We start from the raw sequence: 21,592 nt of genomic DNA, 5'->3' as shown, positions 1-21,592 counted from the left end.
ATTAATCTTCTTCTTGCTGTTGGTCATGCTGCTGTCGGTTTCGATGCTGCTGACGTTCATCTTCACGTCGAATATGCACACTCGTTTCATGAGCCAATAAATGCTTATTCTCATTTAATGCCAATTGAACTTCTGGACTCGCTGTTGAGGCAACGAACTCTCCTTTAGAGGCCAATTCAAACGTCACTGATGGGCTACTTTGCCACTGGTTAAAGGTATAAGTGAAACTACGTTCTGCAGTTTTCGGCTGTTGGTTTTCACCTAAAAATGGGGGGGTTTCCACTAGCTCTGGCATTTTGTGCATCTCTGGCTTTTGCTGTGTGGCTTGTAGTGGCACAGACACCCGCATAACCTCATTAGTAGTCGTTGCTATCATATTGCTAGGTGGGCTCATATCTTCTGCAGGTGAGATTTGTGCAGAAATTGTCGTCTCTTGCACTTTATCAGGGAGATTATTCGTCTCATTTTCAGATAATAAAATACTTTTATTATCATGTAGATAAGAAGTTCTCAGTGAGGTAACTGGCTGTGTAGGTGGCTCATTTTTTGTAAAAGCAAGTTCAAGCTGCCCAACAACATGATGATGGGTGTTCTCTTTAGTACCTTGATGAGTGTTCTCTTTAATACCTTGATGGGTGCCCTGTTGGTCATGCAAATGATGGGTAGCTAACTGCATTCCCAGAAGAGAAGGGGGATTTCTTAGTGAGTCATCTTTTGCTGGGTTATTTTTTCGTGGATATGTATTTAACAAAATGGTATCGAGTGAATCAATTTGTCGAATATTAACTGGCTTGGATTGTTCTCCAACTATTTTCCTTTGGATAGCGGGCTCAAGCTCTACTTTGACTGAAGATCTAATATACTGTTTCCCCGTTTTAACCTCTGGTTTCAACTCTTTTGATGTCGGTTCTAAAGTACTCCTAAGCGCCAAATTTGCCAGTGGACTTTCCATATTGAGCTGATTCTTCTCACTTAATTGCGGTTTCTTTTCCCCGTATGGGACTAAATTATCGTTAGCTTTCCCCCTTGCTCGCTGTGGGATATTCAGTAGTGGATAGCCAACCATCATAGTGTTAAACAAAGGAATCTCATCTTCGTCAGCAATATTTTGTTCAACGTGAATAACCGGACTCTCTGACAGATTATTATCAACAACTGGTTTATTTAGTATATCGACTAGGTCAGCGGCTGGGGTGCTAATAATAAAGTTAGTATTCTCATTATTCTCATTATTCTCAATTAATTCAGGGACGGTTTCGACTTTCCCAGTAGTCGTCAAATCAGCCAATAGATTCATATCTGGCTGATTATCCACCATCAATTTATTCGTAATATTGACCTGATGAGTCTTTGGTAAGTTATCCTGAAAATAATGAACAACAGGTATACAACTTTCCGTAAATATATAATTATTTATTAGCGGCTCAATCGCTTTGGCCTTTAATTCTTTATTTTCCCCGGCTATTTGGATACCTTCACCAATATATACATTTTCTTTCCATGTAATAAACCCCTTCGCTAAGTCGCTCAATTGCGATATTTTTTGCATAAAAGGAAGGGATACGGATAGAAAAGCAGATATATCCTTTGGCTGACTTTTATTTTTATGGCCGAATAGATGCATCATATTTTTGTCATTCACTACTTTTGCCATTTTTGGAGTTATATTTTGGTGGCTAAATTCAGTGGTGTTATATGTTGATGATATTGCTTCTCTGTCGATAGCTACACAGGGTACTTTTTCATTTGAACTTATTTTTATTGCTGACATGTACGAATAACTCCTCAATTTCATTTTGTTGCTGTAGCTCTGATTTTAACCTTCTGGCTATACGTTGTTGCTTGAGATAATTTCGGAATTTCTCGCACTTATTACGTAATATGAATATTCGTTTAGCAATTTCAGACTGTAGTATTTTATTTTTTGATATTTCGGCTGCTAGAGTTTCTATTTGAAATTCAAGTTGAGCTATTTCCGCAAGAACCGCTGCCTTTAATCGCTGCCTTTCCCAAAAAGCAGTTCGGCTTAATTCTTCTGATTTTTCATAAGATGCAGTTTGTGTTGATAGAACTAAAATACGCTGGCGAATATCCCTGCATTGCTGTTGCTGTTGCTTTATTATTGAATTTAATTGCGATTGTTCTTGTAATGTCCGGTCAAAACGTCTCTCAGTTAAAGCCAGCAAGTTAGAAATCATTAAGATGCCAATTCATTGAGATTGCTTAATATATTGTCGAAACTCATTGGCTCATCCATGGCTTGTTTTAAGAAAGCTTCAATTTGCTCTTTTTTATCTAAAGCTCGATCATTTTCATGGCTTTCACCTCGTTGATATTCACCGAGTTCAAGGTAAAGCTGAATTTGTTCAAGCCTTGAGATCATGTCACGTAGATCAATTGCGCACTGGCGATGCTCTGGAGTCGTTACCTTTTGGAATACGCGGCTAATACTGTGTAAGATATCAATCGCTGGGTAATGCCCACGTCCCGCTAATTTGTGGCTTAAATAAATATGACCATCTAGAATGGAGCGAATCTCATCGCCAATCGGGTCAGCCTCTTCTTCACTTTCTAATAACACCGTATAAAAAGCAGTAATCGAGCCATGCTTTAATTGCCCTGGACGCTCCAACAACATAGGAAGCTGTTCAAAAACAGAGGCAGGATAACCGCGTCTAGCCGGCAGTTCTCCGGTAGCTAAAGCCACATCTCGCAACGCTCTCGCATATCGGGTCATGGAATCAACGTACAGCAATACATTACGACCACAGTCACGAAAATATTCAGCAATCGTAGTCGCAAGCAACGCGGCATTACACCGCTCAATCGGTGGGCTGTCTGAAGTTGCATAAATTAATATCGTCTGTGCCGCATGAGGCGACTCTTTCAACTCCTCAATAAATTCAATAACTTCTCGCCCTCGTTCACCGATTAAAGCAACGACATGAATATCCGCATGAGCGTGGTTGATGATCATGTTCATTAATGAAGTTTTACCACTACCTGCGGCGGCAAAAATACCAATACGCTGACCTAAGCCACATGTTAGTAGGCTATCAATTGCACGTACCCCTGTGACCATCGGCTCAGAAACCGGTCGCCTTTGTGTCACGCTCACTGGAGGGCTATCAATACGTAATAATTTTGTATTGAGCAACATTGGCTCAGTAAGGTCTTCACTCAACGCACCAACTTGTTCACCTGCCGCATTAAAAATTTTACCCGCCAAGTGTTCGCCAACTTCAAATACAAATGGGTAGCCGCTCGGGCGAATAACCACTTCTCGCGTTAAACCTTGTGTGCGACCTATTAAACTCAATACTGTGAGCCCTTCTTTAAAACCAACAACTTGCGCTTTCGCAATAATGTCGGGCTGCATAAGAGAACGCTCAATAAAACAAATTTCACCAATAAAAACACCGTGTAAAGGTGCTTCTATTAAGCATCCATGAATGCGCGCAGGATGCGCGCAGAAATCGAATAACTTCATAATGGGTTACGTTAGCTGAGCACTAAGCTCATTTGCACGCTCAAAGAACTCTTCAAAGCTATCTGCAAATAATTGCATATCATTTAAAGCTGATTCTTTTAAAACCGCAGAAAGAACATAGGCATCATCCACAAGATTCAATGCCGGTTGCCCCGGATAAAAATTATTTGGCGCATATTCTAATAATGATTTCAATAAAGGAGCACTAACTAACTCTAAATGACTGTAATTGCAATCTACTAATTGACTCCAAATGATAATATCATTCGTTGATAAATCGATATTAATCGCAGAGAACTCGTTCATTTCAAATTGAATATTAGAATGACAATCTAGCTGAGAGTTAACTAGGTCACTACGCCCCATAGAATTTAAATACTCATTTAACATTTCTATAAATCTATATTTCATTGGTATTCCTTATATTTTAAATATATTTTATATCATCCAACATTTTTAATTATATTGAATTAAGTCGCTTTATTTGTTAATAAAGCCAATTTTTTGATTATATGGTTTTAACCACATTAACCTTCACCATTTCAGAAACTTCATTAAAAGAAAGCACTTCTAGCTCTGGAAAGCGGCCTTCTAAGATTTTTTTGACAAAACGACGAATATCAACCGGTACTAAAACATTCACATCCCTAACTGACAAATAACTATTTTCTAAAGCAAGTTCTGCAGCCTGTATCAACTCATTGGTTTTTTCAGGTTCAAGATGTAAGTACACTCCACCGGAAGCCTGCCTAATCCCTTGACGTATCGTGTCTTCTAGCCCTGAGTTAATCATGAGGACATTCAAACGCCCATCCACAGAGAAACAGGATGAAATATAACGTGCCATTGAGCTTCTTACGTGCTCAACTAACATTAAACTATCTTTTTCTTTTGGCACCCACTGCACTAAGGTTTCAATAATTAGTTTCATATTACGAACTGAAATTTTTTCCATTAATAAACGTTGAAAAACTTCAGTAACTTTTTGTACTGTCGTATGTCGATAACACTCCTTTAATAATTCAGGGTATTTTCTTTCAAGGTCATCAAGTAAGTTTTTAGTTTCTTGAATACCAAAAAATTCATTTATAAATCTCAACAACAAGGTACTAGCACAATCAATCGCTTCTGTTACATCATCACGAACCATTAAACCGAGTTGTTCAATATTAGATAGATCATTTTTTTCAAACCACGTGCTCACTGAACCGTATTCATCCGTAAACTTTATTAATTCCATACCTAGATATTCAGGTTCATCATTAACAGTCAGTAAGCGATACCCATGAAAATAGATATCATATTCTCCTGCTTTAATTTCATTAATGAGTATCACCATTTTATTTTCAGGAATAATCGGTGAATAGTTGACAGCAATATCTGGGATCCTATATCCATATCGAATAAAAATATCTTTTTTCATTCTAGACAAAAATCTATTATCTTCTAAATGTTCTCTATATTTTTGGTTAACAGATATGATAATCGGTAATGTTTCTGGAATATATTCTTCCTCAATATCACTGATTTCTCTTTGTGTTTCACCTTCCGTCACATCTGAATTAATCGATTCTGCTTCACCTTTCACTATTTTTTGCTTATTTTTTTGTTTTTTAAAATATCGGAAAGAAAATAGTCCAATAAGAAGCCCTGATAATAGTAAAAATATAATCGTTGGAAAACCAGGTAAAAAACCCATTGAAAGTACAACTAATGCTGTAATTAAAATCGTAAAGTCATTTGCAAATAACTCCGAAACAATGTTTTCACCTAAGTTTTTATCATTACCGCCTACTCGAGTGACAATAAAACCCGCACTGATAGAAATGAGTAGTGCAGGGATTTGAGCAACTAAACCATCACCAATCGTTAATAAAGAAAACGTATTTAATGCAGTTGAAACATCCATTCCCTGTTGAGCTGTGCCAACAGATATTCCGCCAATTAAGTTAACAAAAATGATGACAATACCCGCTATCGCATCCCCTTTAATAAATTTCATCGCGCCATCAAAAGACCCAAATAATTGGCTCTCTTTTTCAAGGTCGCCACGCTTCTCTTTAACTGTCGCCTCATCAATCACACCTGCACGTAGATCAGCATCGATACTCATTTGTTTGCCCGGCATCGCATCAAGGGAAAAGCGTGCAGCCACTTCAGCAATACGTTCAGAACCTTTAGTGATAACAATAAACTGTACAATGGTAACTATCGCAAATACCACCATACCAACAACTAAGTTATCTTGAATAACAAATTCACCAAACGTTGCGATAATATCCCCTGCATCTGCTTCTAATAAAATTAGACGACTAGTACTAATTGATAAAGCAAGTCGAAATAACGTACTAATTAGCAAGATAGATGGAAATGACTGAAAATTAAGTACCCGAGTAATATAAAAAGAACTCATAAAAATAAGTACTGAGATCATAATATTTAAGCCGATCAATAAATCGACCAATATTGTGGGTAATGGAATAATCAACATCGCAATAACCATAACCATGATAACTAATACCATTAGCTCTGGGCGATTACGGATTTGTAATAAAAATCCGGTTATATTTTTCATGAAATTACTTTTCCTATCAAACTACGAATGTCGGTGTAAAAACAGCTCTTTCACCATAACTTGGTCCATGAGTTTCTTTAATTGATCAATAAGTTCCTCTCGTGCTTCCAATGAAGGAAATACAGCAACTGGAATGATAGAAAACGCCAGTAAGAGTAATTGTAAAAATTGGCCTCGAATATCGGAGCTCATTATGTTCAATATGTTATTAATAAAAGTGATGACCACTTCTTCAAAGCCAACGTGATTACGTATCCCTCGGGTAAATAATTGGCTTAACTCTTTTTCAAGCTTTGATTGATTTGATTTTCCATTGTGGCGAAAAAACCCGGATTGAAAGAATTGCTGACAAAATACATAGTCTAATGATTGCAATTCTCGGAGCCGGCCAACACGGCTAAAAAAACTACCGAACGCAGTGATATTTAGATCGCCTAATGGCAACGCCTGTAAATCACAAGCAAGCGCCCGACCAAGATAACGCATCATATTTTCACGCTCTTGGATTTCCATTTCCTCAACCCATTGCTCATATAAATAAACAATCGGCCCGTCATAACTAATAAATTCACGATATAATGTACGTAAATTCCCAGCACTGAAATGTAATTTTTTTGCAAATGCCTTTGCAATGAGTGCAACATTAATGCCTGCTTGAGCGCTCCGTTCAGTGTCTTCTGCTTGCAGTAATTCCGCTAAAGCTTCAAGGTTATCAATTTGTTCTTTTTTTAATTTTTTTCGATTAAGTAATGCTGCAAGAAGCATTAATAAGTCACTAGGATCAGTAAAAAATTGCAATAAAAATTCTCGTAACTGTTTCGGGGTCATTAACTGCTTATTAAGTAACCCTTCTATATGTAACACTTTGTCATCCGCATCTTTATCTAAAATGCGTTCAGAAAATTGCAACCAGTCTTCTTCGCTGCCCTTTTTAGAACTTCCTCGGCGCACATGACTTGCCGCTAGCATCGACATCGATGCATATTCACTAGAGCTATCAATGACACCTGCGCCACGAGCAACTTCATCGGAGTCGTCACTACTGCTACTCACTGGTGCACGACTTTTGTTTTGAGTATTAACCGAAAAGCGGGTATTAAAGCTCAGTGGTGTTATTGCCATGACTCACTCATGTATTGTTGAAGAAATTGAACCGTACTATGCAACTGACTGTCATGGTTGGTAATCCGCGTTTTTTCGGAAAATTGTCGCCCATCCCACCCTTCATTTTCATTCAATAAACGCGGTTGGATTAAAAATAAACGCACCATCTTTTGCTGATTCGTAGATGAATGGCTAAATAACCCTCCCACATAAGGAAGATCGCCTAAAAAAGGAATTTTGCTCTCATTTTCAACATATTGCTCACGTGTATAACCACCGATAAGCAAACTACTGTCTTTTGCAATACGCGCAACAGTATTAATACTGGTTCGATTAACGGCTGGTAGCCCTTCTACGCTGGATGTTTTACCCATGCTATCGCGGTTTTCTGCACCATCTTCAATATTGACTTCCATTTCAACGTTATTACCTGCGGAAATACGCGGCATCACACTCACCATGGTGCCATATGTGACTTGCTCAAGAGTCGCAATACGTTCACCTTGTAATTTGGCGTAAAAACTAGTGTTGTTATCAAATAAAGCAGGAATGTTTTCTTGGGTTAATAGCACTGGCCGAGAAACTATGTGCCCATTACCCGTCTTATTCAATGCATCAATCTGTAATAGAAATTGCTGGCTGTTCGATAATGTACTGCGATTAAAAGATACTGAGCCCGTTCCCGTATTAAATGTGCCAACTTCCCAATTGACACCTAAATTATCTAATTCAGAACGAGTAATATCGATAATCCATAATGACAGCTCCACTTGGCGACGACGCATATCCAATGTATTCACAAGTTGACGAACATAACGAATTTGCTCTTGGCTGCCTTTAACAATCAAACTATTACTGTCAGGATGCGCCACTAGAGAAAAAGCACTGTTAGAAGGCTTTCTTGTTACCAACTGGGGCTTATTCGTAGAAGATGATGAGTCCCCAATTGGCGCATCCATTAATTCATCGATTGAATCTCCTGTTGAGTTAATCGCTACAGATGGAGGCTGAATAATTAACGTTTCATCGATTGTTGTGCCATTTTTAAATAAGTTATTAATGACATTCAGCAAACCTGGGATCGTAATATTTTGCCCACGTAATGAATAACTTCTATCTGTTACTGAGGCGTGTTTTAACGGAATAACCGCAACTTCACCGCTGGATAATTCCTCTTTCCTAATTTGTTCTGCAAGGTATAAAGAAGCTGCTTTAATTAATTCAATATACAGAGGCGGACCAGAAACAAATAATAATCTTTCCCCCTCTTGTGAACGTACAGGGAAACGTGAATCATAGATGCCATTTCGTTGAATATAATTAAGCAACTGGTTACTACTGACGTTATTCGTTGGAATAATTGCGCTGCGCATTTCACTATTATCATAAACATAGATACTTGCGCCATCGTCATACCACACTAGCGCAATTCGCCGAGCTAATGCTTTAAACATTTCATCTGCATTAGCCAAATTAAAATTGCCAGTTACTTTTTTTTGAGCTGCTAATTTACTAAGAATAATCGGTTTATTTAGACGCTCTGCGACCGCATCAAACACCTTACCCACTGCTATATTATTTGCGACGAATGTATCGTGGTTTTTTGACTGTGTAACAGGCTCCGCCACAATAATTTCTGCTTGCGCCGAATAAAAATTCACACTCAGTAAAAATAGTGTTAGTCCTAACACTCGATTTTTTTTACTGCTCATATAATGTTGCTCCAATATGCCTAATTTCTGATGGTGTTAGGCCTAATTCTTTTTTAATATCATTAGTAAAATGAGATGCTGAGCAATATCCCGCTTCCAGCCCTACATCTAATATTGAATCATCGCTTTCAATTAGCTGTAGAATGGCATTAGCCATACGCACACTCATAATTTTACGTTTTGCCGTTTTATTAAAGTTTTCTCGATAAAGCTGCCTAAAATAAGAAGCTGATATACCATAACGTGCACATAGCTGATTAATATTGGCATTCTTATCATCTTGAGCGGAAGTAAGAATAAATCGCATCATACCGTAGGCTTCATATCGTCTTAATATTTCACACCAACTATCAAATACAGGGTGGTTTCTAATAATTAAATCAATCGCTATATTTTTAATCGAAACGGTTGGTGGAAACTTTTCCGGTAATACAATAAGTTCGTCTTGACTATTTTCATCAACCTTTGGTTTCTCTTTTTTAGCGAGAAATGCTTGCCCTGTCGCGGTATCAATAACCGCTAAAATTTCAACTAATTCTGATAAATCCATTGAATATAAATTCCAGTTTGATTTATCTATCAACTCCCATTCATTTTCTTGGCAAATAAATATAGCCTGAATTTCTATCGAAATATTTAAATTTGAATATAGAGATTTATAAGAAAAAGGCGTTGCATTCTTATTAGGTATAGCCAAGACCAATTTATCCTGCAAAGAAAAGCAACAGCCCCTACTTTCTAATAATATAGCAATATCTTTTTTTGACATGATATAAGCCTTATTAAAGTAATTTGGTGTATACAGAATGAGCGATAGATGAAAAATCCTCAAGGGAATACTCTGGAATCCTTCACACTTTCCATTCCAAATTAAAAGTAAAAATGAATAAGAACAATTCAACTGACAGAAAAAATATTTCTTGTTTTACTTGCTGCCAATAACGAGACCCAATAAATACATAACTAAAATGAAATGAATTCCATGAGATTATTTTTATGAGTAACACAAATAGCCAAACATGCATAATAAAAATTGCTAGTGGTCCTATGACCGGCCAAGAGTTAATGGTTAATACAGATAATAATCTTATTATCATTAGTAACGGCCTAGATTACAAAACTGACATCAATGATGATGGATTTACAACTTACCAGATCCCTAGTGATGGTATTACCTGTGAGTTTTCAATTGTTACGGCAAGTCAATCTACTGAAAGTGGTTTGGCAATTAGACTAAATGATAGTGGACTAAGTACCGAAATTCCTATCGTTCTTCAGCAATTGCTTTTGGCTGATATATTTCCTATTGCAATAAAAATGCAAGATACTGATTGGCAAAGCTTCCAAACGTTTGAGGATGCATTGAGCTCGGAAGTGGAAAATCCATTACCTGCCATTCAATCTAAAGTAAAAAAGTCAACCAAGGAAAAAGCAAGTGTTTTTAATAAACAAACTATGCTGGTCTTTTTCTTTACTTTATTTTCAATATTTATTGCTTACGTTATTTTTCAATATATTCCAGAACAAAGTACTGAGAAAAAAGTAAAAACACTAGAGCGCATACTTCAAGGCAACCACGACCCTATTACTGTAACTCAAAGTGCAAATGACGAAAGCCTCATTTTAGTTAAAACCCAAAGAGATGCCGACTGGAGTATGCAACGCCTAGTCAAAGCTAAATATAATGAAAAGTTTTCAATTAAAATAATAAATAAACTCGAAAATGAAATTGAAAATAAGATTATTGACGTATTTCCAGATACATTAAAGATAGAGCTTAGTAACCCATGTAATCCAAAAATAACAGCGATAGATGACAAAACATCCATTAATGTAAACAATAAAATAGACAAAATATTATCTGGTTATTTCAGTTGTTATATTAAGAGTGAAATAAAACAGGTTAACCTTGGTGAATTATTACAAAAAGCAGAGTTAGGATTAACAGAAAGTAATGTTCAATGGCGTAAAATCACTAAAGATAATAAAGTCATATTTATAATAAAAGACAGCTTAAATGACGACCAGACGGCTTCACTGATTAATTTTACAAATTTATTTTACAAAAAATGGGGAGAAAATCACATTCAATTTTCTATTTCCCTTGCAAATAACAAGCTCGAAGGAAAATCATTTGTCACCAATGCAAATGGTTATATTCTATTAGGTAATAACCATTGGTTTTTTAATTCAATCAGTTTTTAACTTAAAAAATTTAATTAATATGATTTTAAACATAAAGAGGAAATAAAATGTCAGATATAATTTCAGGTTTAGATACTAGTGGCCGTTGGGGCAGCTCTAAATTAGAAACCGAAGGAACAGGTAAAAATGATCTGGGTATGATCTATCGTACCTCGGCAAGTATTAGTGCTAAAGCTACAAAATTTGGCGATGAATTAAACACCTTACTTGCTAGCACCAATTTAGAAGTCGATAACCCACTAGTGTTGGCAAAAATCACCGCTATGAGTGGTAACTATAATATGGCACGCCAATTGCAGAGTAATTTTATGAAATCCATTAAAGATACTGACCAAGCCATTATTCGTAACGTTTAATTTTAAAGAGCATTATTAATTATAATGCTCTATTTTATTTAGGATAATTATTTATGTTAGCTATTACACCACATTTACTACTCACTGCCCCAACAGAGACCACATCAGTTCTCTCACCATCTCTTCCGATTGAAGACAAGGTCAAAAAGCTATTTGCTGAATACACAGCAACTGTCAGTCAAGAACGGAAAGCCTTAACTGAGAATGTCAATAATATTGACCCAAGTAACCCAACCCAACTACTGCAATTTCAAAATCGTGTCGGCAATTATAGCCTGACAATGAATATGATTAGCACATTGACACATAAAAGCGTCTCTGCAATTGATGCCGTCTTAAAAGCACAGTAAACCATGAATATTTTAAAGAAGTTTATCTTGATTGGATTTATTAGCTTCTTAGCGGGCTGTGATAACCAATTATTACTCAGTCAGTTAAGCCAAAGGCAAAGTAATGAAGTGTTGGCCATACTGCAAGAGCATGGTGTTGAGGCTACGCGTAAACAAGATAATAAAAACGGGGATTCTATTCGTGTTCAACCTAGTGATTTTGTTATCGCGGTAGATTTATTGCGCCAATATAACTTACCATCAAAAGAGCCAATAGAAATTATTCAAGCATTCCCTGGAGATTCTTTGGTCGCATCACCACAAGCAGAACGTACCCGTTTACTTTCTTTAATCGAACAACGGCTTGAACAATCACTGCTCACCATCCCCGACATTATTAATGCTCGAGTGCATGTCAGCTACCCATTAAATGGCAATAATCCGACCAAGCAAATACAAAATGTGTCTAGCTTAGTTACTTATTCCGGAAGTGAAGATCCTCAGATGATGATGCATAAAATTAAACTGTTTCTAACGAACAGTTTTGCTGAAGCAAATTACGATAATGTCTCAGTCGTCGTCGTCAACCGGCCACCATTACAATACCAAATTAAATCTGAACCAGAAAATACATTCAATCCAATTATAATCAGCTCAATTATCGCAGCAATTATCATTCTATTTACTATTTTACTATTACTGTGGCGCCAGCTAAGTAACAAAAAATCAGCAACTCATCTGATGGAGAAACCTGTTGATGGCAACGCTGACTAACCTACTAATTGAACAAGGGAATATTTTACTCGCGCCAGGTTGCTATTTCCATAGTGAATTTAATGGGGTCGGATATAACGACTTTCCACCTTTACTGCAACGTAAACACAATCAGCAATTGATTCATCAATACTCATTGCCTTTACCCAATGAGAAAACTCCCTTATTGCCAAAAGTATTATCTGAACATTGGGCTTTACTACCGGAGGTAGCGTTAGGCTTAGGGGTTTTGTTACACGCCAAACCGCTCCCTTGGTGGGTTGAACTTTCCAAATACCGTGTATTACATACACGCCTAAGTCGCCCACTTTGGCAGTCAGAAAATCAACCCACTACTTCACCACAGGTATTAACTGCCCTTGGAGCACAACAATTATTGATGTGTTTAACCCCTTTTGGCACCGCTTACACTCTTCGAGCTAAATATATGTTTAGTCTTGAAACTCAGCAACTTATACCGTCATCCGTAAAAACGATGCTACCTTGGAATACTATTGAAGAAACATGTCGATATGTCAGAGAAAACACCCCCAAATGTTAAACAGACGATGTCTGAAAAAGTTTTGATCAAATACCAAGCATTGAGTGCCGATAGATACCACACAATTATCACTCAACAAGCTCAAAAAAAGGCGAGTGAGCTATACAAACAAACAAAACAACAGCAAGAAGCTATCTACCAAACCGCTTATCAACAAGGCTATAACGATGGAATTAAACAATTATTAACTGATTTTATTCATGCGGTAGAAACCAGTGAAATTCAATACCAAGAAAATATCAGTCAAAGCAAAGAACAGCTGATGAAAATATTGAATGATATTTTTGGTGATAACCATCTACAAGAGACGGTTGCAACCTATTTTGAGAGGCAATGTGCAAAAACAACCAATACAACATTACACTTACCTGAAAAAATGCAAACTCGTATTACGATAGGTGGTTCTGATATGAAGTTTTCAACCACGGCTGATAATACAATTGCCTTAGAAGTCGATAATAGAATCACCTACTTTTCCCCTGTCATTGCCTCTAAAAATATTTTTCCTCATGTATTTTCTGTTCCGACACAATGCCAAATTTTAAAAATGCATAAAAATGCCTATCAAAACTTGATAACAACAATAAATTCAATACCGGAAGAACACAAATATGCAGACTAATCTACAAACTAAGGTTATTAATCCTCAATATAACGGTTCTCAAATTCATACAGAAAATATTCAAAGTAAAATGACCTCAATATGGCAGGAGAAAAATATGGAGACCACAAATAAGTATCAATACAGCGAAAAAATAGATTTATCCCCTATAGAAAAAAATAAAGTTAACAACTTTATTGATGAGCTTAAATCAAAGGGAGATGACAAAATATTCTTCTCTCATGTATTTAAAACTATGATTGCATTGGGTAAAGATGAAAAACAAAACTTTATCGCCGGTGTTAGCCAAGCATTACAATCATCAAATGACCCAGAGCTAGTATCACTAAATAAAAAATTTAATCGCTCACTCAACCATTATATGTCTATCAGTTTGATGAGCGCCCCTCTTAGCAACCAACTTCGTCATAATATGACTAATATTAATTTAGAGGGTAGCGACGATGAGGATGATGAACTAGTAATCTAGCATTAATTGCCTCTATTACCCTCATCTTGAATTTATTATCTATCGACTAATATTTATAGGTTTAGTGTATTTTTTTAATACCCTAAGCCTATTTATTTATAAAAATATAAAAAACATAAAAAATTTAAATAAAAATTGATATATACAACCTCTGAATATCGTTTAAATTCACTTTATCAAAACACATTAGCTCAATATCAAAAAGCGATTTTATTTTTTTAAACATCTTATCTAGTCTCGTTTTTTGTATTGAAATATATTCATAAATGATCAGGACAGATATAAATTATGACCGATTTACCTACAGTACAAAACCTTATGGATAACATTGACTATAATGAAAAAGAATCAATGATCCTCTTATCTGGGAATGTCGTCTATAACCCACTCAAACGCACACTTTCCCGTGAAAAAAATGTCGTTAACCTTTCCGAAAATGAATCATGCCTGCTTAAATTATTATTAATAAAAACAAATAGTAAGAGAGAAGTCATGTATGAAATTTGGGAAAAAAGAGGCACTATCGTAACTGAAAGTAGTTATTACAAGCTAGTCAGGCAATTACGACAATCCTTTAAAAAAGTCGATCTCGATGAAAATTTAATTATGACCTTACCTCGAATTGGCATTTTATATACAGGAGAGAAATCAGAAATGCCAGTGCTCTCTAAATATGATACAAAAAAAAGCTTTTACACCTATATACGATATTTTCTTCAGAGAATGTTTATTCGTTCATCACTATAACCAGATTTCATCAAAGAGAAAATTTAATGCTAAATATTAACCCAAATTTTTCAAAGAAATACTTTTTTTTATTATTTATACTTTTTATAACCTTCATGCTATCTGCTTGTAATAGTACTTTAATGAGTTATTTTACTCATACTCCCGCTTATAATATTAATGGTAATATTTATTCCCACTCTTATGATATTCCCGAAAATTCCACAATTACACTGTCATTGACCTCAATACAACAAAATGAAAACAACGCAAAGTCTAATCTGGATTACAGTTTAAAAACAAAAAGTGCAGGACGTAGTATCGCATTTACAGTCGCTCTTCCTGAAGAATTTCAATCCAAACGGTATACCTTAGGAATGAGTGCAAGAATTGAAAAAGATGGCGAATTAATCATGATGAGTAATAAACTAAGCCCAATACCTGAGAATATGTCTGAAGTAGTATTACTTCCTATGACCGCTATTTCGCAATAACAACGTTCATTTCGCCAAAATAAATTTAAAGAATTCTCCTCCTCTTAATGAAGAATGTCATAACCCGCTCTCAAACCAGCCCTAAATACATAACATTGCTAGGTTGGTTATTGAGCCTCACTCATTTGGTTTTTCTAATAAACTCGGAAAATCTGCCGCCGAGCTTTCAATAGCTCGTTTCGCTAAGCTTTCTAGTGCACTAAATAGCTGATCAGCCTCTTGTTCTGGCAAATCCGCCGCTAAATAATCATTCCATTTATCTAGTTTAAAATTTAACTCATTCACAATCGTTTTGCCGAGCGCTGTCAACGAAACATGATAAACCCGTTTATCGACTAAGCTATTCGTTTTAGCAACCCAGCCCTTAGCTAAAAATTTGCTCACACCTCGAGTCGTCACTGATTTATCCACAACCATCGCTTTCGTAATCTGCTCTAGGGTTGATGCATCATATTGATGAATATGTAAAATCATCAAACACTCAATTGCATTGATACCATAAGGCTCTCCCATCCATTTCATATAATGGTGAGCTGCTCGGCTAATCACTCCAAATACTCGAGCCTGTTCTGTACGCATAATCCCTCTTTAGTTGATTTTATCAACCAATTAGTTAATAATCACGCTGATTTTAGTTGATATTATCAACTAAATACTTTTTTAACACCCCAAATTTACTCATATTCTATGTCAAAAATAATAACTTTACTGAATTCATTGGGATTCAACCCAGCACGCTTTCGTTTTGCCGCCATTACCGCTTGTGCATCAATTGCTGCGCTCTTTATTGCTCAATATTTAGAGTTAGTTCACCCCCAATGGGCAGCCATGACCGTCTGGGCTTCAGCGCAACCTTGGCGCGAAAATTTACTGGAAAAAAGTTGGTGGCGTTTTGCTGGAACAGTTTGTGGTGTGCTTGCCGGTGTCGTCTTAATTCAGCTTCACCTTATTCACCCGTTACTTTTCATTATTGGGCTAGCGAGTTGGTTAGGCATTTGCAGTGGTATCGGCCAATTACAAAAGGGCTTTGTCGCTTATGGCACATTTTTAGCAGGTTACTCCGCCGTGATGGTGAGTATGTTGAGCGTTCATATTACTGATAACTTATTTATAGTCGCTTGGGATCGGCTATGGACCATTTTGGTTGGCGTGCTTTCAGCGGTAGTATTCAATTTCCTTTTTACCCCTAAGCGTGAACAAGATAATATCATTACCCTTAAAAATCAAATTGATACACTATTCTTCCAAATACTACATGACTCACTTGAGAAAAAGCACCCAATTAAGCAACACGATATCGACTATCTTTGGCAAACCATGGCTAGCTATGACGAAATTTTAGAGACTCATCGTATTGGCTGGCGTTATCACCGCAAACAAGTTGCTAAAGCGCGTCAAAAACTCATGTTTCAAAGCCAAATATTATTACACTTAGATAAATATCAATCTATTGCACCTTTTTATTTTCCTGCACTAGAGCCAACTGAGACTCAATGGAAACATATTTTATCATTATGCCCCGCTGGAGTACTGAAAACACTATTGATCCCACTTTACTATGCTATTTTTGGTAAATCAGCGAAACACTTTGAAAAAGTGGATAAACTGAAGCTTCATCAAGATAAAATTTCAGCATGGCACGCCTTTGCTCGTTCTTTTATGACTATCGCTGCAGTTGGTTTGTTATGGTTGTGGACACAGTGGCAAGTACTGGCTTATCTTACTCTCGGTCTTTCAGTGATGTTGGCTCTATTCGCATCCCTCGATTACCCCGCTAGGTTTATGAAAAATATTTTTACTGGGCAATTGTTTGGCGCTATTACAGCGTTAATCTGCACATGGTACTTATGGCCTTTTGCCTCTTCATCATGGCAGATGACCTTTTTCATTATTCCAGTGATTATTAGTGGCGTTATCATTTTTTCCCATAACCGCCTAATTTTAATTGCTTTTGATTACATTATGGTTTCTTTAATTTTGCTCCAACCGAGCTATCCTTTTTCTCTTTCACTCCCTCAAAGTATCGGTAATGCCATTGCGATAGTTTCAGGCCCATTAGTTGCAATGGCTGCTTTCGCATGGATTTATCCAACCAACCCGACCAAGCGTTACCAGCAATTAATCTATCTCTCTGAGCAGCAATTTAAACAAGGAGTAGCGGCTCTAATTCAGGGCAATAAGCCTTCCACATCCCAATTCATGCACCGTTTATTTAGTGGATTATTGCTAGCAAAAAAAGCAAATCTTCCTCACCCGCCTATATTTGATTTTTTTATAACTCGACAAAGTATTTGGTTGTATCTACTTATTTTGCATAAGCAATTTGCGCACCACGCATCAAAGAAAAGAGCCCTTATTGCGCTTGAAAAACGCATTCAACAAAATCGCTTTGACTTAAAGAAAATTTCCACACTATTTCAGCATTTACAGCGTAACGAAAATGATAATAAAGAACTTGAACAGCTTAAGAAATATGTAAAACACTATATGGAAAAAGAATATTGCTAATAATAAAATAAGTTCTTATGAGTACCCCGACTAAAGCAGGCATTAATACTTTATTTCAGACCTAGTCGTTTAGCTAATCGATGTAAATTAGCGATATCGACAGACAATTCTCTGGCACATGCAGACCAATTATAATGGCTTTGTTCTAATACTTGTGAAATGACTTTACGCTGAAAATCATCCGTTACCTCACGTAAATTTTTAGTTAGTGGTAAGGCTTTCTGTGATGTTTCTGTAAACTCATACTTATTATTATCAAAGGTAAAATATTGAGGCTGTAAGATAATTTCATCAGTATCACTTGAAGCTCGAGCAAGAACAACGGCACGATGAATCGCATGTTCCAATTCACGTACATTACCTGGCCATGAATAATTGAGTAAATACCGTTGTAATGAAGGACTCAGTACCACACTGGATAAGCTAAAACGCTGACGATATTGTTCACAGAAGAACCCCGCTAATAAAATAATATCTTCGCCACGTTCCTTTAATGGGGGAACAAATAGCGGAAATACACTTAAACGATGAAATAAATCGGCCCTAAACCGACCTTCTAACACTTCTTCGCGTAGATCACGGTTAGTTGCCGCCAATATACGAACATTAACGCGTAAACTACGGTCATCACCAACACGTTGAATATCGCCATATTGCAATACTCGCAGTAATTTAGCCTGTAACGCTAATGAAAGCTCCCCTATTTCATCTAAAAATAAGGTACCATTATCCGCCATTTCGAATTTACCACTACGGTGGCTAATTGCCCCAGTAAAGGCACCTTTAACATGACCGAATAATTCACTTTCCGCCACACTCTCAGGCAGCGCAGCACAGTTTAAATAAATAAGAGGGTGATCTGCTCGAAGGGATTTTTCATGGATAGATTTAACGACTAGCTCTTTTCCTGTTCCCGTTTCTCCGCCGACCAGAACATTTAATTCAGACGCGGCAACAATATCAATTTCCTTTTTTAATTGTTGCATACGAAGAGATAAACCAATAATCTCGGTTTCTCCAGAAGGTTTAAATAGTATGGGTTTATTCGGTAATATATTTTGCTTTTCAAGCTGTTCAATAAGTAATGCATTATTTAGTGCTCCCGCAGCTAACGCGGCAATTAACCTCAGTGACTCATTGCTAAATGCATCGAATTGATCAGGTTCCATACCATCTAATGTTAATGCACCAATAAGATTTTGCCCCGCATACAAGGGTAAGCCGACACAAGCATGAACTTTTAGGTGTTGATGATGAGGAATTAACCCATCATATGGGTCAGGGAGCTGGCTATCAGCAGGAAAACGCACTACATCACCGGCTCTTGCAATTGCTTCTAGCCGAGGGTGCCCTGACAAAAAGAATCGACGACCTAAAACATCAGCCATTAACCCATCGATTGCTAAAGGAATAAATTGGCCTGATTCATAACGTAATAACGCACATGCATCACACCTTAATGATTGCCTTAACGTGGTAATCAAACGCTGAAATCGATCTGAATGCTCCATACCACTTTGTAATTCGATTGCAATCTTTGCCAGTGCCTCGACAGAAAAACCCATGATTCATTCCCCATTGTCAATTTGACAACAATTATAGTCATAATGACAACACTTAGCATAGTCATTTTGACTATAAACTAAAACAAATTATTTTAATTTAGTTAAAAATCAAAATGTTAGATATTGGCATGAATATTGATTATGTCTTCTTATACTCTAAAAGCTACAGGACAAAATTAATATGGCGATTCATGTAAAAAATAACATCCATTGGGTAGGTCAGCGTGATTGGGAAGTACGTGATTTTCATGGAACCGAATACAAAACATTAAAGGGAAGTAGTTATAATAGCTATTTAATCCGCGAAGAAAAAAATGTTCTTATTGATACTGTCGATCATAAATTTAGCCGTGAGTTTGTTCAAAATTTGCGCTCGCAAATTGATTTAAATGATATTGACTACATCGTCATTAACCATGCAGAAGAAGATCACGCAGGTGCATTAACCGAATTAATGAGCTTTATTCCTAATACCCCGATCTATTGCACAGCCAATGCCATTGATTCAATAAATGGTCATCACCATCATCCTGAATGGAATTTCAAAATCGTTAAAACAGGTGACACGCTCGATATAGGTAACAATAAACAATTGATTTTCATTGAGACTCCAATGCTACATTGGCCTGACAGCATGATGACTTATTTTACTGAAGATGCCGTACTTTTTAGTAATGATGCTTTCGGGCAGCACTATTGTGATGAGCGATTATTTAATGATGAAGTCGACCAAAATGAATTATTCGAACAGTGCCAGCGTTACTACGCCAATATTCTTACCCCATTTAGCCGCTTAGTGACGCCAAAAATAAATGAAATTTTAGGCTTTAATCTACCTGTCGATATGATAGCGACATCTCACGGAGTAGTATGGCGTGATAATCCAAATCAAATCATTGAATTGTATTTGAAATGGGCAGCAGATTATCAAGAAGATCGTATCACTATTTTCTACGATACCATGTCAAATAATACTCGTTTAATGGCGGATGCAATCGCTCAAGGCATCAATGAAGCCGACCCTAATGTCGCGGTTAAAATATTTAACGTTGCACGCAGTGATAAAAACGACATTATTACTCATGTTTTTCGCTCCAAAGCGGCACTGGTCGGTACCTCAACCATGAATAATGTCATGATGCCTAAAATAGCAGGTATGCTTGAAGAAATTACAGGCTTACGTTTTTTAAATAAAAAAGCCGCTGCTTTCGGTAGTTTTGGTTGGAATGGCGGCGCCGTTGACCGTGTTCAAACACGTTTGATGGATGCCGGTTTTGATACCGCATTATCTTTAAAAGCAAAATGGAAACCAGACACAAAAACATTAGATGACTGCCGTGAGTATGGGCGTAATATTGCTCGCCAATGGGCATTACCTGCATAAATTAAATAACAAAGTAGCATCAGAATTTTATGATTTTTTAAAGGATACCTCATATGCAATTTAGAGATAAAACACTCGGACAGCTCGCATTATCCATTCCTAGAGCTTCTTCTTTATTTCGCCAATATAATATGGATTACTGTTGTGGTGGCAAACAGACGCTGAATCGCAGCGCAGAAAAATTAAAGTTAGATATTGACCTATTAGAAAGCCAATTAGCTAAATTAGCCACAGAAACGTTAGAACAGGATTGGCGCAAAGCCCCACTCAGTGAGATTATCGATTTTATCATTGTTCGCTATCATGATAGGCACAGAGAACAATTACCTGAACTAATACTACAGGCACAAAAAGTTGAACGCGTTCATATAAATAAGCCAAGCGTGCCAAAAGGTTTATCAAAATACTTAGAAGCATTACTGGAAGAACTAGCTAGCCATATGATGAAAGAAGAACGCGTTTTATTCCCTATGATAAAAAACGGAATGGGCAGAAACGCAGCAGGTCCAATTAGTGTCATGGAACAAGAACATGATGATGCTAGTGATATCTTAGAAGCAATTAAAGATATTACCAATAATGTCACACCACCGCCAGAAGCCTGTACTACCTGGCGTGTGTTGTATAATGGTATCAATGAACTGATTGATGATTTAATGAATCACATTAACCTAGAAAATAACTTATTATTCCCAAGAGCACTCGCTGGCGAATAAATAAGTAAGGGGCTATCTATAT

21 protein-coding genes and 1 pseudogene are annotated in these 21,592 nt (G+C 36.7%); 12 read left to right on the top strand and 10 right to left on the bottom strand.

What is annotated here, in order from left to right:
- Position 1: 1 nt before the first annotated feature.
- The 8 genes from PZ638_RS00700 to PZ638_RS00665 all read right to left on the bottom strand — a co-directional run bounded on the left by PZ638_RS00700 (position 2) and on the right by PZ638_RS00665 (position 9,650).
- A complete protein-coding gene (locus tag PZ638_RS00700; RefSeq protein WP_272674389.1) occupies positions 2 to 1,771 on the bottom strand; it encodes a SpaN/EivJ family type III secretion system needle length determinant in 1,770 nt (589 codons plus the stop codon).
- Positions 1,743 to 2,198 carry a hypothetical protein gene (locus tag PZ638_RS00695; RefSeq protein ID WP_180312283.1) on the bottom strand — a complete coding sequence of 152 codons (456 nt, stop codon included), beginning with the start codon at positions 2,196 to 2,198 and terminating at the stop codon, positions 1,743 to 1,745. Before PZ638_RS00695 ends, PZ638_RS00700 begins: the two co-directional genes overlap by 29 nt.
- Positions 2,198 to 3,490, bottom strand: coding sequence for a type III secretion system ATPase SctN (sctN, locus tag PZ638_RS00690; protein ID WP_180312282.1), 1,293 nt, complete (start codon positions 3,488 to 3,490; stop codon positions 2,198 to 2,200). The genes PZ638_RS00695 and sctN overlap by 1 nt, the downstream gene beginning before the upstream one ends.
- A gap of 6 nt (positions 3,491 to 3,496) precedes the next feature.
- The gene (locus PZ638_RS00685) at positions 3,497 to 3,901 is read right to left on the bottom strand and encodes an InvB/SpaK family type III secretion system chaperone (protein ID WP_094960865.1); all 405 of its coding nucleotides are present in this window, start codon (positions 3,899 to 3,901) and stop codon (positions 3,497 to 3,499) included.
- Between the two features lie 97 nt (positions 3,902 to 3,998).
- On the bottom strand, positions 3,999 to 6,065 hold the full coding sequence (locus tag PZ638_RS00680; RefSeq protein WP_180312281.1) for an EscV/YscV/HrcV family type III secretion system export apparatus protein: 2,067 nt from the start codon (positions 6,063 to 6,065) through the stop codon (positions 3,999 to 4,001).
- 21 nt (positions 6,066 to 6,086) lie between these two features.
- The gene (gene sctW, locus PZ638_RS00675) at positions 6,087 to 7,187 is read right to left on the bottom strand and encodes a type III secretion system gatekeeper subunit SctW (RefSeq protein WP_094960867.1); all 1,101 of its coding nucleotides are present in this window, start codon (positions 7,185 to 7,187) and stop codon (positions 6,087 to 6,089) included.
- Positions 7,178 to 8,881: a type III secretion system outer membrane ring subunit SctC gene (gene sctC / locus PZ638_RS00670; protein WP_206277926.1), complete on the bottom strand. Its 1,704-nt coding sequence runs from the start codon at positions 8,879 to 8,881 to the stop codon at positions 7,178 to 7,180. Before sctC ends, sctW begins: the two co-directional genes overlap by 10 nt.
- Positions 8,871 to 9,650: a helix-turn-helix domain-containing protein gene (locus PZ638_RS00665; protein WP_094960869.1), complete on the bottom strand. Its 780-nt coding sequence runs from the start codon at positions 9,648 to 9,650 to the stop codon at positions 8,871 to 8,873. The genes sctC and PZ638_RS00665 overlap by 11 nt, the downstream gene beginning before the upstream one ends.
- 227 nt (positions 9,651 to 9,877) lie before the next feature.
- On the opposite strand from PZ638_RS00665, the gene PZ638_RS00660 reads away from it, so the two are divergent.
- The 9 genes from PZ638_RS00660 to PZ638_RS00620 all read left to right on the top strand — a co-directional run bounded on the left by PZ638_RS00660 (position 9,878) and on the right by PZ638_RS00620 (position 15,397).
- Positions 9,878 to 11,086, top strand: coding sequence for a PrgH/EprH family type III secretion apparatus protein (locus PZ638_RS00660; RefSeq protein WP_094960870.1), 1,209 nt, complete (start codon positions 9,878 to 9,880; stop codon positions 11,084 to 11,086).
- A gap of 47 nt (positions 11,087 to 11,133) precedes the next feature.
- Positions 11,134 to 11,442 carry an EscF/YscF/HrpA family type III secretion system needle major subunit gene (locus PZ638_RS00655; protein WP_094960871.1) on the top strand — a complete coding sequence of 103 codons (309 nt, stop codon included), beginning with the start codon at positions 11,134 to 11,136 and terminating at the stop codon, positions 11,440 to 11,442.
- 53 nt (positions 11,443 to 11,495) lie between these two features.
- Positions 11,496 to 11,792 carry a type III secretion system inner rod subunit SctI gene (sctI, locus tag PZ638_RS00650; protein WP_004263051.1) on the top strand — a complete coding sequence of 99 codons (297 nt, stop codon included), beginning with the start codon at positions 11,496 to 11,498 and terminating at the stop codon, positions 11,790 to 11,792.
- A gap of 3 nt (positions 11,793 to 11,795) precedes the next feature.
- Positions 11,796 to 12,545 carry a type III secretion system inner membrane ring lipoprotein SctJ gene (gene sctJ, locus PZ638_RS00645; RefSeq protein ID WP_094960872.1) on the top strand — a complete coding sequence of 250 codons (750 nt, stop codon included), beginning with the start codon at positions 11,796 to 11,798 and terminating at the stop codon, positions 12,543 to 12,545.
- Positions 12,529 to 13,086, top strand: a complete 558-nt coding sequence (locus PZ638_RS00640) for a hypothetical protein (protein WP_094960873.1) — start codon at positions 12,529 to 12,531, stop codon at positions 13,084 to 13,086. The genes sctJ and PZ638_RS00640 overlap by 17 nt, the downstream gene beginning before the upstream one ends.
- The gene (locus tag PZ638_RS00635; protein WP_094960874.1) at positions 13,058 to 13,708 is read left to right on the top strand and encodes a hypothetical protein; all 651 of its coding nucleotides are present in this window, start codon (positions 13,058 to 13,060) and stop codon (positions 13,706 to 13,708) included. Before PZ638_RS00640 ends, PZ638_RS00635 begins: the two co-directional genes overlap by 29 nt.
- A complete protein-coding gene (locus PZ638_RS00630; RefSeq protein ID WP_094960875.1) occupies positions 13,698 to 14,177 on the top strand; it encodes a hypothetical protein in 480 nt (159 codons plus the stop codon). The genes PZ638_RS00635 and PZ638_RS00630 overlap by 11 nt, the downstream gene beginning before the upstream one ends.
- Positions 14,178 to 14,495: 318 nt before the next feature.
- Positions 14,496 to 14,924, top strand: a complete 429-nt coding sequence (locus tag PZ638_RS00625) for a winged helix-turn-helix domain-containing protein (RefSeq protein ID WP_094960902.1) — start codon at positions 14,496 to 14,498, stop codon at positions 14,922 to 14,924.
- Positions 14,925 to 14,950: 26 nt separating this feature from the next.
- Positions 14,951 to 15,397: a YbaY family lipoprotein gene (locus PZ638_RS00620; protein WP_004263072.1), complete on the top strand. Its 447-nt coding sequence runs from the start codon at positions 14,951 to 14,953 to the stop codon at positions 15,395 to 15,397.
- Between the two features lie 117 nt (positions 15,398 to 15,514).
- On the opposite strand, the gene PZ638_RS00615 is transcribed toward PZ638_RS00620, so the two are convergent.
- Positions 15,515 to 15,976: a MarR family winged helix-turn-helix transcriptional regulator gene (locus PZ638_RS00615; RefSeq protein ID WP_004263073.1), complete on the bottom strand. Its 462-nt coding sequence runs from the start codon at positions 15,974 to 15,976 to the stop codon at positions 15,515 to 15,517.
- Between the two features lie 108 nt (positions 15,977 to 16,084).
- Here PZ638_RS00615 and PZ638_RS00610 point away from each other — a divergent pair, with 108 nt between their 5' ends.
- Positions 16,085 to 17,905, top strand: coding sequence for an FUSC family protein (locus PZ638_RS00610; RefSeq protein ID WP_112308014.1), 1,821 nt, complete (start codon positions 16,085 to 16,087; stop codon positions 17,903 to 17,905).
- A 50-nt stretch (positions 17,906 to 17,955) separates the two neighbouring features.
- On the opposite strand, the gene norR is transcribed toward PZ638_RS00610, so the two are convergent.
- Entirely contained in the window at positions 17,956 to 19,470 is a 1,515-nt protein-coding gene (norR, locus tag PZ638_RS00605) for a nitric oxide reductase transcriptional regulator NorR (RefSeq protein ID WP_180312278.1), read from the bottom strand.
- A 181-nt stretch (positions 19,471 to 19,651) separates the two neighbouring features.
- Between norR and norV the strand changes: the two are divergent.
- A pseudogene (gene norV / locus PZ638_RS00600) lies at positions 19,652 to 20,845 on the top strand (anaerobic nitric oxide reductase flavorubredoxin); the annotation flags it as partial.
- A 62-nt stretch (positions 20,846 to 20,907) separates the two neighbouring features.
- Entirely contained in the window at positions 20,908 to 21,570 is a 663-nt protein-coding gene (gene ytfE, locus PZ638_RS00595) for an iron-sulfur cluster repair protein YtfE (protein WP_180312277.1), read from the top strand.
- Positions 21,571 to 21,592 lie beyond the last annotated feature (22 nt).

It is taken from the genome of Providencia hangzhouensis (assembly GCF_029193595.2).
Taxonomy (GTDB): Bacteria; Pseudomonadota; Gammaproteobacteria; order Enterobacterales; family Enterobacteriaceae; genus Providencia; species Providencia hangzhouensis.
Note: the sequence above shows the minus strand (reverse complement) of the source record. Positions and strands in the feature narration are given on the sequence as shown.

Coding starts and splice junctions, on each gene's coding strand:
- PZ638_RS00700 (WP_272674389.1), bottom strand. CDS start 1,771: ATGTCAGCAATAAAAATAAGTTCAAATGAAAAAGTACCCTGTGTAGCT.
- PZ638_RS00695 (WP_180312283.1), bottom strand. CDS start 2,198: ATGATTTCTAACTTGCTGGCTTTAACTGAGAGACGTTTTGACCGGACA.
- sctN (WP_180312282.1), bottom strand. CDS start 3,490: ATGAAGTTATTCGATTTCTGCGCGCATCCTGCGCGCATTCATGGATGC.
- PZ638_RS00685 (WP_094960865.1), bottom strand. CDS start 3,901: ATGAAATATAGATTTATAGAAATGTTAAATGAGTATTTAAATTCTATG.
- PZ638_RS00680 (WP_180312281.1), bottom strand. CDS start 6,065: ATGAAAAATATAACCGGATTTTTATTACAAATCCGTAATCGCCCAGAG.
- sctW (WP_094960867.1), bottom strand. CDS start 7,187: ATGGCAATAACACCACTGAGCTTTAATACCCGCTTTTCGGTTAATACT.
- sctC (WP_206277926.1), bottom strand. CDS start 8,881: ATGAGCAGTAAAAAAAATCGAGTGTTAGGACTAACACTATTTTTACTG.
- PZ638_RS00665 (WP_094960869.1), bottom strand. CDS start 9,650: ATGTCAAAAAAAGATATTGCTATATTATTAGAAAGTAGGGGCTGTTGC.
- PZ638_RS00660 (WP_094960870.1), top strand. CDS start 9,878: ATGAGTAACACAAATAGCCAAACATGCATAATAAAAATTGCTAGTGGT.
- PZ638_RS00655 (WP_094960871.1), top strand. CDS start 11,134: ATGTCAGATATAATTTCAGGTTTAGATACTAGTGGCCGTTGGGGCAGC.
- sctI (WP_004263051.1), top strand. CDS start 11,496: ATGTTAGCTATTACACCACATTTACTACTCACTGCCCCAACAGAGACC.
- sctJ (WP_094960872.1), top strand. CDS start 11,796: ATGAATATTTTAAAGAAGTTTATCTTGATTGGATTTATTAGCTTCTTA.
- PZ638_RS00640 (WP_094960873.1), top strand. CDS start 12,529: ATGGCAACGCTGACTAACCTACTAATTGAACAAGGGAATATTTTACTC.
- PZ638_RS00635 (WP_094960874.1), top strand. CDS start 13,058: ATGTCAGAGAAAACACCCCCAAATGTTAAACAGACGATGTCTGAAAAA.
- PZ638_RS00630 (WP_094960875.1), top strand. CDS start 13,698: ATGCAGACTAATCTACAAACTAAGGTTATTAATCCTCAATATAACGGT.
- PZ638_RS00625 (WP_094960902.1), top strand. CDS start 14,496: ATGGATAACATTGACTATAATGAAAAAGAATCAATGATCCTCTTATCT.
- PZ638_RS00620 (WP_004263072.1), top strand. CDS start 14,951: ATGCTAAATATTAACCCAAATTTTTCAAAGAAATACTTTTTTTTATTA.
- PZ638_RS00615 (WP_004263073.1), bottom strand. CDS start 15,976: ATGCGTACAGAACAGGCTCGAGTATTTGGAGTGATTAGCCGAGCAGCT.
- PZ638_RS00610 (WP_112308014.1), top strand. CDS start 16,085: ATGTCAAAAATAATAACTTTACTGAATTCATTGGGATTCAACCCAGCA.
- norR (WP_180312278.1), bottom strand. CDS start 19,470: ATGGGTTTTTCTGTCGAGGCACTGGCAAAGATTGCAATCGAATTACAA.
- ytfE (WP_180312277.1), top strand. CDS start 20,908: ATGCAATTTAGAGATAAAACACTCGGACAGCTCGCATTATCCATTCCT.